This is a genomic window from Puerhibacterium puerhi (assembly GCF_009846865.1).
In the GTDB taxonomy this organism is placed as follows: domain Bacteria; phylum Actinomycetota; class Actinomycetes; order Actinomycetales; family Cellulomonadaceae; genus Puerhibacterium; species Puerhibacterium puerhi.
Genome location: NZ_WUWN01000004.1, coordinates 92,621 through 105,905 on the forward strand (window position 1 = coordinate 92,621; position 13,285 = coordinate 105,905).

General features: G+C 76.0%; 16 protein-coding genes. 6 read left to right on the plus strand and 10 right to left on the minus strand.

The genetic code is table 11. From position 1 onward, the window contains the following. Positions 1-348 precede the first annotated feature (348 nt). Positions 349-1,476: an AI-2E family transporter gene (locus GSF02_RS04085; RefSeq protein WP_159793147.1), complete on the plus strand. Its 1,128-nt coding sequence runs from the start codon at positions 349-351 to the stop codon at positions 1,474-1,476. On the opposite strand, the gene GSF02_RS04090 is transcribed toward GSF02_RS04085, so the two are convergent. From GSF02_RS04090 to GSF02_RS04120, 7 genes are all read right to left on the minus strand, one after another. Next, on the minus strand, positions 1,473-1,679 hold the full coding sequence (locus tag GSF02_RS04090; protein ID WP_159792999.1) for a hypothetical protein: 207 nt from the start codon (positions 1,677-1,679) through the stop codon (positions 1,473-1,475). The two genes, GSF02_RS04085 and GSF02_RS04090, sit on opposite strands and share 4 nt — an antisense overlap. Positions 1,680-1,977: 298 nt before the next feature. Further along, positions 1,978-2,649 carry a DUF4166 domain-containing protein gene (locus tag GSF02_RS04095; protein ID WP_159793001.1) on the minus strand — a complete coding sequence of 224 codons (672 nt, stop codon included), beginning with the start codon at positions 2,647-2,649 and terminating at the stop codon, positions 1,978-1,980. Further along, entirely contained in the window at positions 2,646-3,275 is a 630-nt protein-coding gene (locus tag GSF02_RS04100; RefSeq protein ID WP_235915348.1) for an SRPBCC family protein, read from the minus strand. The genes GSF02_RS04095 and GSF02_RS04100 overlap by 4 nt, the downstream gene beginning before the upstream one ends. Positions 3,276-3,297: 22 nt before the next feature. After that, entirely contained in the window at positions 3,298-3,876 is a 579-nt protein-coding gene (locus GSF02_RS04105) for a GNAT family N-acetyltransferase (protein WP_159793003.1), read from the minus strand. A gap of 69 nt (positions 3,877-3,945) precedes the next feature. After that, positions 3,946-4,608, minus strand: coding sequence for an ABC-2 transporter permease (locus tag GSF02_RS04110; protein ID WP_159793005.1), 663 nt, complete (start codon positions 4,606-4,608; stop codon positions 3,946-3,948). Next, a complete protein-coding gene (locus GSF02_RS04115) occupies positions 4,605-5,480 on the minus strand; it encodes an ABC transporter ATP-binding protein (protein WP_159793007.1) in 876 nt (291 codons plus the stop codon). The genes GSF02_RS04110 and GSF02_RS04115 overlap by 4 nt, the downstream gene beginning before the upstream one ends. Beyond that, on the minus strand, positions 5,480-5,920 hold the full coding sequence (locus GSF02_RS04120; protein WP_159793009.1) for a GntR family transcriptional regulator: 441 nt from the start codon (positions 5,918-5,920) through the stop codon (positions 5,480-5,482). The genes GSF02_RS04115 and GSF02_RS04120 overlap by 1 nt, the downstream gene beginning before the upstream one ends. A 134-nt stretch (positions 5,921-6,054) precedes the next feature. Here GSF02_RS04120 and GSF02_RS04125 point away from each other — a divergent pair, with 134 nt between their 5' ends. Beyond that, complete coding sequence (locus GSF02_RS04125; RefSeq protein WP_159793011.1) at positions 6,055-6,378, plus strand: hypothetical protein; 324 nt, start codon at positions 6,055-6,057, stop codon at positions 6,376-6,378. A gap of 17 nt (positions 6,379-6,395) precedes the next feature. Here GSF02_RS04125 and GSF02_RS04130 read toward each other — a convergent pair whose 3' ends face one another. Further along, complete coding sequence (locus GSF02_RS04130; protein ID WP_159793013.1) at positions 6,396-6,971, minus strand: TetR/AcrR family transcriptional regulator; 576 nt, start codon at positions 6,969-6,971, stop codon at positions 6,396-6,398. Between the two features lie 132 nt (positions 6,972-7,103). Here GSF02_RS04130 and GSF02_RS04135 point away from each other — a divergent pair, with 132 nt between their 5' ends. Next, complete coding sequence (locus GSF02_RS04135) at positions 7,104-8,021, plus strand: alpha/beta hydrolase family protein (RefSeq protein ID WP_159793015.1); 918 nt, start codon at positions 7,104-7,106, stop codon at positions 8,019-8,021. Positions 8,022-8,050: 29 nt separating this feature from the next. On the opposite strand, the gene GSF02_RS04140 is transcribed toward GSF02_RS04135, so the two are convergent. Continuing rightward, positions 8,051-8,578: a DUF1990 family protein gene (locus GSF02_RS04140; RefSeq protein WP_159793017.1), complete on the minus strand. Its 528-nt coding sequence runs from the start codon at positions 8,576-8,578 to the stop codon at positions 8,051-8,053. Positions 8,579-8,681: 103 nt separating this feature from the next. Between GSF02_RS04140 and GSF02_RS04145 the strand changes: the two genes are divergently transcribed. From GSF02_RS04145 to GSF02_RS04155, 3 genes are read left to right on the plus strand one after another with little or no spacing between them, the layout of a single operon-like run. Further along, positions 8,682-9,311 carry a PadR family transcriptional regulator gene (locus GSF02_RS04145; RefSeq protein WP_159793019.1) on the plus strand — a complete coding sequence of 210 codons (630 nt, stop codon included), beginning with the start codon at positions 8,682-8,684 and terminating at the stop codon, positions 9,309-9,311. A gap of 11 nt (positions 9,312-9,322) precedes the next feature. Beyond that, positions 9,323-10,039: an ABC transporter ATP-binding protein gene (locus tag GSF02_RS04150; RefSeq protein WP_159793021.1), complete on the plus strand. Its 717-nt coding sequence runs from the start codon at positions 9,323-9,325 to the stop codon at positions 10,037-10,039. Next, a complete protein-coding gene (locus tag GSF02_RS04155) occupies positions 10,036-12,786 on the plus strand; it encodes an ABC transporter permease (protein ID WP_159793023.1) in 2,751 nt (916 codons plus the stop codon). Before GSF02_RS04150 ends, GSF02_RS04155 begins: the two co-directional genes overlap by 4 nt. A 39-nt stretch (positions 12,787-12,825) precedes the next feature. On the opposite strand, the gene GSF02_RS04160 is transcribed toward GSF02_RS04155, so the two are convergent. Further along, entirely contained in the window at positions 12,826-13,209 is a 384-nt protein-coding gene (locus tag GSF02_RS04160; RefSeq protein ID WP_159793025.1) for a hypothetical protein, read from the minus strand. Positions 13,210-13,285: the final 76 nt, after the last annotated feature.

The window sequence follows — 13,285 nt, forward strand, 5'->3', positions numbered from 1 at the left end:
CGCCCGTCCTGGGCCTGGTACTACTGCTGGTGTCCATGGTCCTTCCACAGGTCGAGGGGCCCGCGTGGGCCCCTCGTCGTCGGCTCCGTGCTTCGATCTTCGCCGGATCGCCCGGCTCCTGCATCCAACGCCGACGACGTGCCGTCGGTTCCCGGGGTGTGCGGCGCGCGCCTCACCTCGGCGAACGCCGCGCGGGGATGCCGCGCGCGGGCCGCCGGCTCCCCGTACCGTCGGGGCTGACCCCGACCCCGCACGGGAGGACAGGCGATGGGACCGAGACGCAGGCCGCAGGACGAGCCGCCGGCGCGGGCCGACGAAGCGGGCGCCGACGTCGTGGGCGCCGACGTGATGAGCGCCGACGTGGTGGGCGCCCCGGACGCCCCGCGCCCCCGGCGCACGGCCTCGGCGCTGTGGGCCGACGGCTTCGGGCGGGTGGGGACCCGCGCGGTGCAGGTGCTGGCCGTGCTCGCGGTGCTCGCCGTCTTCGTGCTCGCCGTGACGCGGCTGACGCTCGTCGTCATCCCCGTGCTCATCGCGCTGGTCCTGGCGGCGGCGATCTCGCCGCTCGTGTCGCTGCTGCGGCGCCGGGGCCTGCCCGCCCTGCTCGCGACCTGGATCGCGCTGCTGGCGCTGGTCGCGGTCCTGGCGGGGATCGTCTGGCTGGTGATCCGGGCCGTCGTGAACCAGTGGGACGAGCTGAGCGCCCAGGCCGTCGACGGCTTCGACGCGCTCCAGTCGTACGTGCAGGGGCTGCCGTTCGAGGTCACCGAGGAGCAGGTCCGGTCGCTCCAGGAGTCGGTCACCGGGCTGCTGCAGTCCAGCGCCGTGGGCTCGGGCGCCATCGCCGGGGTGTCGGCGACGGCGGACTTCGTCGCCGGGTTCTTCATCATGATCGTGGTGCTGTTCTTCTTCCTCAAGGACGGCCCGAAGCTGTGGGAGTTCCTCCTGCGCCCGTTCGAGGGCCACCGCTACGAGCGCGGCAAGCGCATCGGCGACGCGACGGTCCGCACGCTCGGCGGGTACGTGCGCGGCACGGCGATCGTCGCGGCGGTGGACGCGATCGGCATCGGCATCGGGCTCGCGATCGTCGGGGTGCCGCTGGTGATCCCGCTGTCGGTGCTCGTGTTCCTGCTCGCGTTCATCCCGCTGGTCGGCGCCACCCTCGCCGGCGTCCTCGCCGCCCTGGTCGCCCTCGTGGCGGTCGGCCCGGTCGAGGCGTTGATCGTGGTCGCGATCGTCGTCGTCGTGAACCAGGTGGAGGGCGACTTCCTGCAGCCGATCGTCATGGGGCGCGCCCTGCGCCTGCACCCGCTGATGATCCTCGTCGCCCTCACCGCCGGCACCGTGCTGGCGGGCCTCACCGGCGCCGTCCTGGCCGTGCCGATCGCGGCGTCGATCTGGCGGGCGATCCAGGTGTGGGACGGGCCGGACCTGCCGGCGCGGTTCGCCCGGGAGAAGCGGCCGGAGACGGTCTAGCCGTCGCCTCGAGCGTCGCTCGCGCTGCGGCCGGCCGCTCCCCGCGCGCGGTCGATCAGGTTCGCGACGTCCTCCCGGCTGGGCACCCCGCCGTCGTGCCGCACGGCAGCGAGCGACTGCACGACCGCGTAGCGCTGGTGCACGTCCAGCTGCTCGAACAGCTCCGGCCACCGCTCCTCGGCATCGAACCGCCCCCTGGCCACGCCACGCCTCCCGACCGACGACCGCCACGGCGCCCCGGGCGAGGGCGTGGCGTCGCCGCCTCGCTGCCCTCGCCGGGATCCGCCCGGGCCGGCCCCCCTGGCCCGCCCGGCGCCCGACCCTACCCAGATGATTGTTCCTTCAACAGTGCCGATCCGGCGGACGCTCACGCGCCCTGGGTGGAATCAGGGCGCTGCGGGGAAGGTGCGGACGTCGTGCCTGGTGAGCCCCCGTGGCGGCCCGAGCGGCGACGAGGCGAGCCGGCGGATTTTCACCCTCGGGGCCGCGCCCGGGGGGCGGCTACGTGCGGGCCTCGGTGCGCCGCGGCTTGAGACGGTCCGGCGCGTCGGTCGCCGGCACCCACTCGCAGGTGAAGGACCCGCGGTAGCCGAACAGGAACCCGAACACCCGGTTGCGCACCTCGAGGTCGACGTGGAACGACTCGTCCTCGTCGGACCAGTGCTCGCGCAGCGTGGCCCGCCCGCTGAACAGCATCGGGAACCGGAACCCGACCGGCCCCTCGTAGAACCGCTGCGCGCCGGACCGCACGACCAGGCCGCCGCGCTCGTCGACCTCGAGGTCGAGGTCCACGGCGAGGTGCTGGTGCGTGCCCAGGTAGTCGAGCACGCGCCCGCCTGCGACCACCATCGTGGCGTCGAACCGGGCGGTCCGCCCGGGCCGCGTCGCGTACGTCCGGACGAAGGTCACGGTCTCGCGCCCGAGGCCGTCGCGGTACGGGTAGTTCTCGATCGTGAACGGGACGTCCTCGCCGACGTCGGGCACGAGGATGTTGCGCAGCCGCCCGAGCTGGAGGAACGGGACCGTCCACCACGGACCGCGCCGGATCGAGGTCATCACGCCGCGGCCCACGCACGCCTCGGCGGCGTCGAGGCCGACGCCGAACCGGCGGCGCATCATCGGGTGCAGCCGCTGGAAGTCGGCGCCGAGCACCTGCTCGAACAGCGAGGTCATCGTCCGTCTCCCGGGTCGGGCAGGCCGGCCAGGGTGGCCGGCGCGTCGAGCAGGTGGTCGCGGCGGCGGCTGCCGCCGGCCGGCGCGCGGAGCGTCCGGGAGGCCCGCGGCCGGTCGCGACGCCACACCCACAGCACGCTGACCAGCGGCCAGGCCTCGGGCTCGCCACCGCCCTCGAGCCAGGTCCGCAGCCGGTCGAAGCTCCACGCGGTGGCCCACCCGAGCAGCGGGCGGACCACCAGGTCGAGCGGCCCCCACCCGACGTCGTAGTCGTAGCCCGTGATGAAGCGGGTCCGGCCAGGCCCGTCCGGCACGTAGCGCCAGTAGCCGCGCCCGGAGCGGATCGGCGAGAGCCGGTCGTCCGTCCCGAAGCGCAGCGCCGACGTCCGGGTCCCGTCCGCGCGCCGCCGCTCGCCGATGCTCACCCCGGTCCCGCGGACGTCGTGCAGGGGCGATCGCCGCACGTACGTGAACCGCGCCGCCCCGTCCGCGCCGGCGGGTTCGGGGACGATCTCGGAGAACCGGACGTCCCACCGCACGTGCTGGCGCGGGTCCTGGGTGGCGTCCCACAGCCGGTCGACGTCGACGTCGACGACCGTCTCGACGTAGATGCCCCGGCGCGCCACGGCGAGAGCGTAGCCGCGGGCCTCAGCCGCGCGTGCCGCCGACGCGCGTCATCGAGCAGACGTCCGGGCCGCCGTCGATCGCGGTACGGCCCGTCACCGTGAACCCGAGGCGCTCGTAGAGCCGCACGTTGCGCTCGTCGGACGTCTCGAGCGAGACGGCTGCTCCACCGGTGGTGCTGTCGATCATGTCCAGCCCCGCCGCGGCGACCGCCGTACCGAGGCCGCGGCCGCGGTGGTCCGGGTGGACGCCGAGCGTCGCGAGGCTCCAGGAGCGCTCCGGGGGCGCGGGCAGCTCGAGCGCCGCCAGCGCGCGGAGCCGGTCCCCGTGGAGCTCCGCCACCCGTTCCTGCGTCGCCGGCTCCGGCTCGGGCGCGTCGGGCGGCAGGAACGCTGCCACCGCACGCACGTCGGCGTCGACGAGCACGACGCCGTGCCGCAAGGCGTGGCCGAGGTACAGCGCCTGCAGCTGCTCGAGGCGTGAGACGTGCTCGTCGGCGGGCACCGCCCATCGTGTCCACGGGTAGTCGACGAAGGCGGCGGCGAGGGTGCGTGCGGCGGCCGGGAGGTCGTCCGCGGTCGCGGGTCGGATGAAGGGCGTCACCAAGGGGTCCGATTCTGTCGGTGGGATCTGGCGGGCGGCGAGGGTGCGTGCGGCGGCGGTGTGCGCCGGTCAGCCGCCCCGGGCCGCCCGCCGGGCGTCGAGCCGGCGGGCGGTCACGCACGAGGCGACCAGCAGGCCGGTCCCGGCGACCAGCAGGAGCGCCACCGACGCACCCGGCCGCGCCGTCACCCAGGCGGTCAGGTCGGGCGCGAGGTCGCCCAGCATAGACGTGCTGGCCGCGACGGCCGCCGACAGGACGATGAGCGGGACGTACGCGACGACGCGGCCACGCGGGTAGCCCAGGGCGTAGTACACCGGCAGCTGGAGCCCCGCCAGGACCGCGAACAGCGCATAGCCGAGCGCCGCCACCATGCCGAGCTCGGCGGCGTCGACCGGTTCGCCCCGGGCCGCCGCCGGCGCCAGGGCGAGGCCCGTGCACACGGCGAGGCAGACGGCGTACATACCGACGGTCGCCGCGTAGCGGGCCCGCACGAACGTGCGGCGCGCGGCCGGCAGCACGGAGCGCAGGCTGTCCAGCTCGTTCTTGTCGCCGATCGCGAACGGGTAGGCGGCGACCAGCGCGGCGAAGACCGAGCCGGCGGCGACCACCGCGACGGGCGGGCCGCCGACGACGGAGATGCAGGCGACCGCGAGGCCCAGCAGCAGCACCTGCCGTCCGTAGGGGCGGACCGTCAGCACGTCGAGCCGCACCGCCGCGGCGAACCCGCTCATGCGTGCACCGCCGTCCGGGCCGCCGTCGGTGCGGCGAGGTGGACGACCACCTGGTCCAGGGTGGGCGGCTCGACCAGCACGCCCGGACCGAGCAGCGGGACGTCGTCCGCCGCGACCAGGGCCTCGACCCCCACCGGCGTCCGACGCGCGCCCAGCAGCGGCACCAGACCGTCCGCGGGCAGCTCCTCGGCACTCCCCCTGACCAGGCAGTACGCGGACAGCAGGTCGTCCTTGGGCCCGGTGCTCACCACGCGCCCGTCGCGCAGCAGGGTGAGGTGGTCGGCGATCCGCTCCAGGTCGGTCGTGATGTGCGTCGAGAACAGCACGCTGCGACGCTCGTCGACCAGGTAGTCGCCCAGGATGCCGATCAGCTCGTCCCGGGCGACGGGGTCCAGACCGCTGGTCGGCTCGTCCAGGAGCAGCAGCCGCGCCTCGTGGGACAGCGCGATCGCGATCTGCAGCTTCATCGCCATCCCGCGCGACAACGTCTTGACGGTGGCGCGACGGTCCAGCCCGAACGTCGCCAGCAGGTCGGCGTAGCGGGCGCCGTCCCACCGCCGGTAGAACGGCCGCAGCGCCTGCTCGACCTGGTCGAGCCGCCAGTCCTCCACCAGGTGGGGACGGTCCAGCACGACGCCGACGTCCTGCCGCAGGTCGTCGGGTGCGGGCAGCGACCGCCCGAGCACCTCGACCTGGCCGGACTCGGGCCGCAGCGCCCCGAGCAGGGTGCGGATGACTGTGGTCTTGCCCGCGCCGTTCGGCCCGACCAGGCCGAGCACGAACCCGGTCGGCAGGCTGAACGAGACGTCGGCCAGGGTGAAGTCACCGCGCCGGACGGTCACGCCGCGCAGGGCGAGAGCGAGGTCCTCCATCACGACTCCTGCCCCGCGTCGTGCCCCGCCGCGTGCCCCGCGGCGCCCGGGGCCGCCGGGACGTCGGCGGCCTCGGCGAGGAGGACGTCGAGCATCCCGACCAGGTCCTCCCGCCCGAGCCGCGCGACCCGGGCCGCGTCGATCGCCGCCCCGAGCCCGGCCTCCACCCTGCGGAGGAGCTGCTCACGGACGAGCTCGGAGTCGACGGGCAGCACGAACGCGCCCTTGCCCGGCACGGTCGTGATGAACCCCTCGGCCTCCAGCTCGGCGTAGGCGCGGGTGGTCGTGATGACCGAGATCCGCAGGTCGCGCGCCAGCGCCCGGACCGACGGCAGCGGGTCCCCGTCGTGCAGCTCACCGGCCAGGACCGCCGCCTTGATCTGCTCGGCGACCTGGCTGTACAGCGGGGCGTCCGCGCGGTTGGACACGACGATGCGCACCTGCCACCTCCCATTCAGTGCTTACTGTTCATATGTAGCGCCAGTCCGGTCTCGCCCCCGCGGGGCCGGGTGGACCTCCCGCTCGCGCCCGCACGACCGACGGTCGGCCGGACCACCGGCTCGGCCTCACCGCGGTGCTCCTCGCTGTGGGCGCCACGGTGGTCTCGATCCCGGCGTCCGCCTCCGTCGGCGCGACCGTCGGCCCCGTGGAGGGCGCGCACGGCACGGTCCTGGCCGACACCCCGGCCTGGTACTCCGGCGCGGTGTCGGTGCTGCTGGCGCTGCAGGGGATCGCCGCGCTCGCAGGCCTCGCCGGCCTCGTGCTGGGCATCGTGGCCGCCACCCGGCGCCAGGTCGGCGCCGGCGTCACAGCCATCGTCATCGCCACCCTCGCCCCGCTCGTGTCGTTCGGGGTCTTCCTCGCGATGGTCCTCGGGTCGGTGTGCTGCGTCGCGTGACCGCGAGCCGCCGAGGGTCAGGACGACGGGCGCAGCCCGTCGAGCAGCACCTCCACCATGCGGCGCGCGTCGTAGCGGGGATCGCTCTCGGCGCCGATGCACAGGTTGCCGATGCCGCGCATGAGCTCGTAGCCCGTCACCTGCGGCCGGCACTCCCCCGCGGCGACGGCGGCCTCGAGCAGCCCGTCGCACACGGGCACGAGCCGGTCGAGGAAGGAGGCGTGCAGCGCCAGGAACGCGGGGTCGTCCGAGCGCAGGGCGGCCGCGAGGCCGTGCTTGGTCACCAGGAAGTCGACGAACCGGTCCACCCACGCACGCAGCGCGGCGGACGGCGACCCGGCGTCGGTCGCGGCCGGTGCGGCGAGCTCGTCGACCTGGTGCCGGTACACCGCCACGACGAGGTCCGCCCGGGTCGGGAAGTGGCGGTAGATCGTGCCGACCCCGACCCCCGCACGAGCGGCGATGTCCCGCACGGGCGCGTCCACCCCGCGCTCGACGAAGGACGCGGCGGCGGCCTCGAGCAGCGCGGCGACGTTGCGCTCGGCGTCCGCACGCCGCCGATAAGCCGGTGGGGGTGTGTCCGCGGCGGGCACGGCGCCTCCTCAAGGATCGACTTGCAAGCGGAACACCGTTCCGCTTAACTGACGGAACGCGGTTCCGGTAAGCGAGTCTGCCAGGTGCCGGGCCGCGCCACCAACCGCGCGCGCCCTCAGGAGGGACCTGCCATGACCACCAGCACCGTGCCACGCACCCCGATCGTCTCCGTCAAGCCCGTCGTCCTCGACGCAGCGGGCCGGGACCCCGGCCTGCACGTCCGGGTCTCCGCGCCGACCACCGGCGAGCGCCTGCCGGTCGTGGTCTTTTCCCACGGGAACGGGTGGTCCATGGACGGTTATGCGCCGCTCGCCGACCACTGGGCGGGCGAGGGCCTCGTCGTCGTCCAGCCCACCCACCTCGACTCCCGGTCCGTCGGCCTCGCGCCGGACGACCTGCGCTTCGCGTCCGTCTGGCGTCAGCGGGTCACCGACCTCACCACGATCATCGACCGGCTCGAGGACCTCGTGGCCGCGGTCCCCGGCCTGGCCGGAAGGGTCGACACCGCCGCGGTCGCGGTCGCGGGGCACTCCTGGGGCGCCCAGACCGCGGGCATGCTGCTCGGCGCCCGCGTCCTGGACGAGGCCGGGACCCCGGGCGAGGACCTGCGCGACCCCCGCGTGCGCGCCGGCGTGCTGCTCGCCGCCACGGGCACCGGCGAGAGCCTGACCCCGTTCGCGGCCGAGCACCAGCCCTTCATGCGGCCCTCCTACCCGCACCTGACGACGCCGACGCTGGTCGTCGCGGGAGGCAGCGACCGGTCCGCCCTGTCCACCCGGGGGCCGGACTGGTTCACCGACGCCTACACGCTGAGCCCCGGCGCCACCGCCATGCTGACCCTCCCCGGCGGCGAGCACTCGCTCGGCGGCATCGTCGGCCACGAGGTCGCCGAGACCACGGACCCGGACCCGGCCCGCGTCCGGATCATCCAGCGGGTCACCACCGCCTTCCTGCGCACGCAGCTCGGCCTCGACGCGGCGGCGTGGCCGGCAGCGGTCGCCGACGTCGAGCGGGAGGCGGGCGCCGCCGCGCGCATCAGCTCCAGGTAGCGGCCGCGTCGACCCCAGCCGGCCGGTCGTCAGGCGTCCAGCGCGGCGACGTACCGGGACGCCATGACGTCCTGCACCCGGCGCGCGACCGGTCCGCCGGCGCGCGCCAGGGCGCCGGCCGGCCGGGAGAACGACGTGACGCTGAACGTCAGGGTCCCGTCGGCCGCCTGCTCCAGGAGGAACCGCTGCTCGCCCGACTCCGGGTGGCCGGGCAGCGTCCCGTACGCGAAGCCGGCCCGCCCGGGCTCGTCGACGACGTACACCACCCGGCACGGGGCCTGCAGGCGCAGGCGACCGACCCCCAGCGACAGCCGGACGACGGTGCCCGCGCCCAGCCGCCGCGCCGACGCGGCGACAGTCAGGCCCGCGGCCTCGTGGACGCCCCAGGTCAGCAGCCGGTCGGCCGCCGCCCGCAGGTCGACACCGTGCAGCCGACGACTGCGGCCGTGCGCGCGGTACCCGGGCGGCGCGCCGTCCGCCGTCGCCCCCACCTCCGGGTACGTGAACGGCGCCGCCTCCAGGGCGGCGACCTCGGCGGGCGGGAGCAGCGACGTCATGGCGCGATGATGACGCACCCGCGAGAGCGTTGACAGCGACCCACTTACTCCGTAACTATCGGCGCACGGCACCGCCGCTTACCCGGTAACTACGGAGGACCTGATGTCGATCCGGCAGGGCATCCTCGCGCTCCTGACCGAGCGCCCCATGCACGGCTACCAGCTCCGCCAGGAGTTCGAGGCCCGCACCGGCGGCACGTGGCCGCTCAACATCGGCCAGGCGTACACGACGCTCCAGCGCCTGCAGCGCGACGGGCTCGTGGAGCCCGTGCCCGACGACGACGCCAACGCCCCCGAGCGCTTCCGCCTCACCGCGGCGGGGGCGGCGGAGGCCTCGGCGTGGTGGACGCGGCCGGTCGAGCGCACCGCCCCCGCCCGCGACGAGCTGGCCATCAAGCTGGCGCTCGCGGTCACGGTCCCGGGCGTCGACGTCGTCGCCGTGGTGCAGCGGCAGCGCACCGAGACGCTGCGCGCGCTGCGCGACTACACACGGCTGAAGCGGGACGCCGCCCCGGAGGGCCCCGAGCTGGCCTGGTCCCTGGTCCTGGACTCGCTGATCTTCGCCGCCGAGGCCGAGGTGCGCTGGCTCGACCACGTGGAGTCCGCCGTCGCCCGCGCGGCGGTGGCGCGGGCGACCACCCGCCGGCCGGCCGCCGGCGCGGCGCAGGCGTCCGGCGACCCGACCGCAGTCGGGCACGGTGCCGCGGGCACCGGCGAGGGCGGCGCGCGGTGAGCGGCCCGGCGATGCTCCGGCTGCGCCGGGTGACGCGGGTGCACGGCTACGGCGCCGCCGAGGTGCACGCGCTGCGCGGCGTCGACCTGGACGTGGCGATGGGCGAGCTCGTCGCCGTCATGGGCCCGTCCGGCTCCGGCAAGTCGACGCTGCTGCACCTGGCCGGCGGGCTCGACACCCCGACGGCGGGCACGGTGCACGTGGGGCGCGACGACGTCGGCGCGCTCGACGCCAAGGGCCGCGCGCGGCTGCGGCGCCGGCACGTGGGCTACGTCTTCCAGGACCTCAACCTGGTCCCGGCGCTCACGGCGCTGGAGAACGTCATGCTCCCGCTCGAGCTCGACGGGCTGTCCGCGCGGCGGGCCCGGTCGCAGGCGACGGCGGCGCTCGCCGAGGTCGGCACCGACGACCTCGCCGACAGGTTCCCCGACGACATGTCCGGCGGCCAGGCGCAGCGGGTGGCCATCGCCCGCGCGCTCGTCGGGCCGCGCCGGCTCGTGCTGGCGGACGAGCCGACCGGCGCGCTGGACTCCGTCACCGGCGAGGCGGTCATGCGGGTGCTGCGCGCCCGGGTCGACGCCGGTGCCGCGGGCCTGCTGGTCACGCACGACGCGCGGCACGCCGCGTGGGCCGACCGGATCGTGTTCCTGCGCGACGGCCTGGTGGTCGACTCCACGGGCGCCGACCCCGGGCCGGACCACCTGCTGTCCGGCGCGGTGCGCGCGTGAGCGGGCGGCTGGCCCGCTGGCGCGGGCGGTGGCGGGTGGCGCTGCGCCACGGCGCCCGCGACGCCCGCCGGCACAAGGGCCGCACCACGCTGGTGGCGACGATGGTGGCGCTGCCGGTGCTCGTGGGCACGTTCGCGACGACGGCCCTGTGGTCGGTGCAGGAGTCGCCCGAGCGGCGGGTCGAGACCGAGCTGGGGCCGCGGCTGCAGGCCGCGACGGACTATGCCCAGCCGGGCGTCCAGCAGAGTCCCGACCACCAGGGCACGATGACGGGCGAGCCGGTCTCCGTGCCGTTCGCCGACGCCGAGGCCGCCGTCGGGGCCGCGCTGCCGGCGGGCGACTCGCTCGTCCGGGAGCTGCGGCGATCCGTCGTCGTGCACGGGCCCGGCCTGGAGCGCTCGACGACGGCGCTGCAGACCGACCTCGGCGACCCCGACGTCGCGGCCGCGTTCGCGCTCGTCACCGGGCGGACGCCGCGGGCCGGCGAGGCGGCGCTGTCCGCCGCGGTCGCCGACGAGCTCGGCGTCGCGGTTGGGGACGTCGTCGCCGTCGAGCCGGACGGCGACGTCCGCGACGACACCCAGGCGGGCGACCTCGGCGAGGTCACGATCTCGGGTCTCCTGGCCCGGAGCCAGCCGGGCGCCGCCGGCCTGCTGTACCCGGCGGACGGGCCGCTGCGCCCGCCCGCGGCGGTGGGTGACGCCGAGTTCTCGCCGACCGCGGTGGCGGTCGGCTGGTTCGTGTCCGGCGATGCGCCGGTCACCTGGGACGACGTGCTGCGCCTCAACGAGGCCGGCGCGACCGTGGTGAGCCGCGCCGTGCTGCTCGACCCGCCACCGGACGAGGCCGTGCCGCTCTTCGGGGGCGCCCCGCAGACCGACCCCGCTGAGCTGGTGCGCACCTGGGGGCCGGTCGGCGCCGTGGTGGCAGTCGCCCTGCTGGAGGCGGTGCTGCTGATCGGGCCGGCGTTCGCCGTCGGCGCGCGCCGCTCCGCCCGGTCGCTCGCCCTCGTGGCGGCCAACGGCGGGACCGCGCGGTCGCTGCGCGCGATGGTCCTGGGCACCGGTGTGGTGATCGGCGTCGGCGCCTCGGTGCTGGGCGTGCTGCTCGGCGTCGCGGGCGCGGGGGCGCTGCTCGTGGTGCTCGACCAGAGCCTCCGCGGGCTGCGGTTCCTCACCGTCCCGTGGCTCCAGGTGCTGGGCATCCTCGTGGTCGGCGTGCTGCTGGCCACGGCGGCCGCGTGGCTCCCGGCCCGCGGCGCGTCCCGTGCCGACGTCGTCGCCGTGCTGGCGGGGCGCCGCGGCGAGACGGCGCACCGGCGGTGGCCCGCGGTCGCCGGAGCCGCCGTCGCCGTCGCCGGGTTCGCCGGCGCCGTCGCGGCGGGGCTGGCGGGGCGGCCGCTGCTCCTGGCCGGAGGCGTGGTCGTGGGCGAGCTCGGCCTGGTGCTCGCCGGCGGCGGCATCGTCGCGCTGCTCGGGCGGGTGGCCGGCCGGCTCCCGCTGGCCTGGCGGTTCGCGCTGCGGGACGCCGCCCGCCACCGGTCGCGCACGGCGCCGGCGGTCGCGGCCGTGCTGGTGGCCTGCGCGGGGGCCAGCGGCGGGCTGGTGTACTCGGCGTCGCAGGCGCTGCACGACTACCGCTCGCAGTCGGTCATGGCCGCCCCGGGGACCCTGCTCGTCGCCCCCGCGGACGTCGGCGCCCCGGACGCGCCGACGTCGCTCGAGCAAGCGCAGGTCGACGCGGTCCGTGCGCTCGTGGCCGAGGTCGCGCCGGCGGCCGGCGACCTGCGCACCATCACCGTGCTCCGCGCGCCGGCCGAGGGGCCCGTCACCACCACTGTGTTCACCGAGCCGGCCGCAGGCGTCAGCACCGGCTTCTCGAGCGGGCCGGGCGCCGTCTTCGGCCCCGTCGTGGACGACGGCTCGCTCGTCGACGTGCTCGGCATCCCCGACGCCGACGCCGCCCGCGCCGCGCTGCACGCCGGCCGTGCCGTCGTCGCGCCCGCGGACCTGTGGCCCGACGGCAGCGCCCATCTCACCGTGAGCCGGTGGGACCGAGAGGCGAGCGCCGAGGTGGGCACCGCGCGCACCTTCGACCTTCCCGCCGTCGCGGTGGGCGACCCGGCCGGCCCCACCGCCCTCGCGCTCCCCCTGGTGCCGCAGGAGCTCGTCGCCACGGCCGACGCCCCCACCGCCGTCGGCGGCCTGCTGGCCTCCCCCACCACCTCGCTCAGCACGGCCCAGGTCGAGACGCTGCAGGCGGCGCTGGACGAGCGCTTCGGCACCGACGACTGGGGATCGTGCCGGGTCTGCGCCGGCGTCGCCGAGGCGCCGGGACGGGGCGACGAGTGGTTCGCCCTGCTCCTGATCGTCGGCGGGGCCGGGCTCCTCGCCCTGGCCGCCGCGTGGATCGCCACCGCGCTGGCAGCCACCGAGTCCCGTCCCGACCTGGCGACGCTGGCCGCCGTCGGCGCCGCGCCCGGCACCCGCAAGCGGGTCGTGGCCGCCCAGGCCGGGACCGTCGCCGTCGTCGGGGCGGTGATCGGGACGGTCTCGGGCATCGCCCTGGGGGCAGCGTTCGTGCTGTACGAGCGCCACCGCTACGACCTCGTCGACCTGACGTGGAGCGTCGCCGTGCCGTGGCCGTGGCTCGGTGCCACGGTGGTGGTGCTCCCCGTGCTCGCCGTCACGGCCGCGTGGCTGGTGACCCGCTCCCGCCTCGTGCTCTCCCGGCGGCTCGCGGACTGAGCCGCCGCGAGGCGGCGTCGCCGGACGTGCCGGTGGCGGTCAGGTCCAGGCTGCCGCGACCGCGATGTCGGCGATCGCCGTGAAGCCGGCGACGTAGAGCAGGGGACGCAGCCGGGAGTCGGACGCGCCCGCCGCACGCAGGCGTCGCTGCTGGACGAGCGCCACGACCACCAGAGCGAGCACGACCAGTGCCAGGCCTAGCTTGACCACCATCTTCGCCTCGAGGACCGGCATATCCCCGATCCGGCGCACGGCCACGAGGGCGCAGCCGGAGGCGACCTGGACGATCGAGCCCACCAAGAGAGGCGAGAAGTCGAAGCGCTCGCGCCACGGCATCTGGAGGATGAACGACCCGACGATCGCCGCCGACCCCACGAGGTGGACGACGAGCAGAGCGATGCGGGCGATCTCGAGCGCAGACATGGTTCCTCCTGGGGTAAGTGAGCATTTACTAACCGTGGTCGATGTTAGGGTGAGTGAACACTTACTCGTCAAGCGG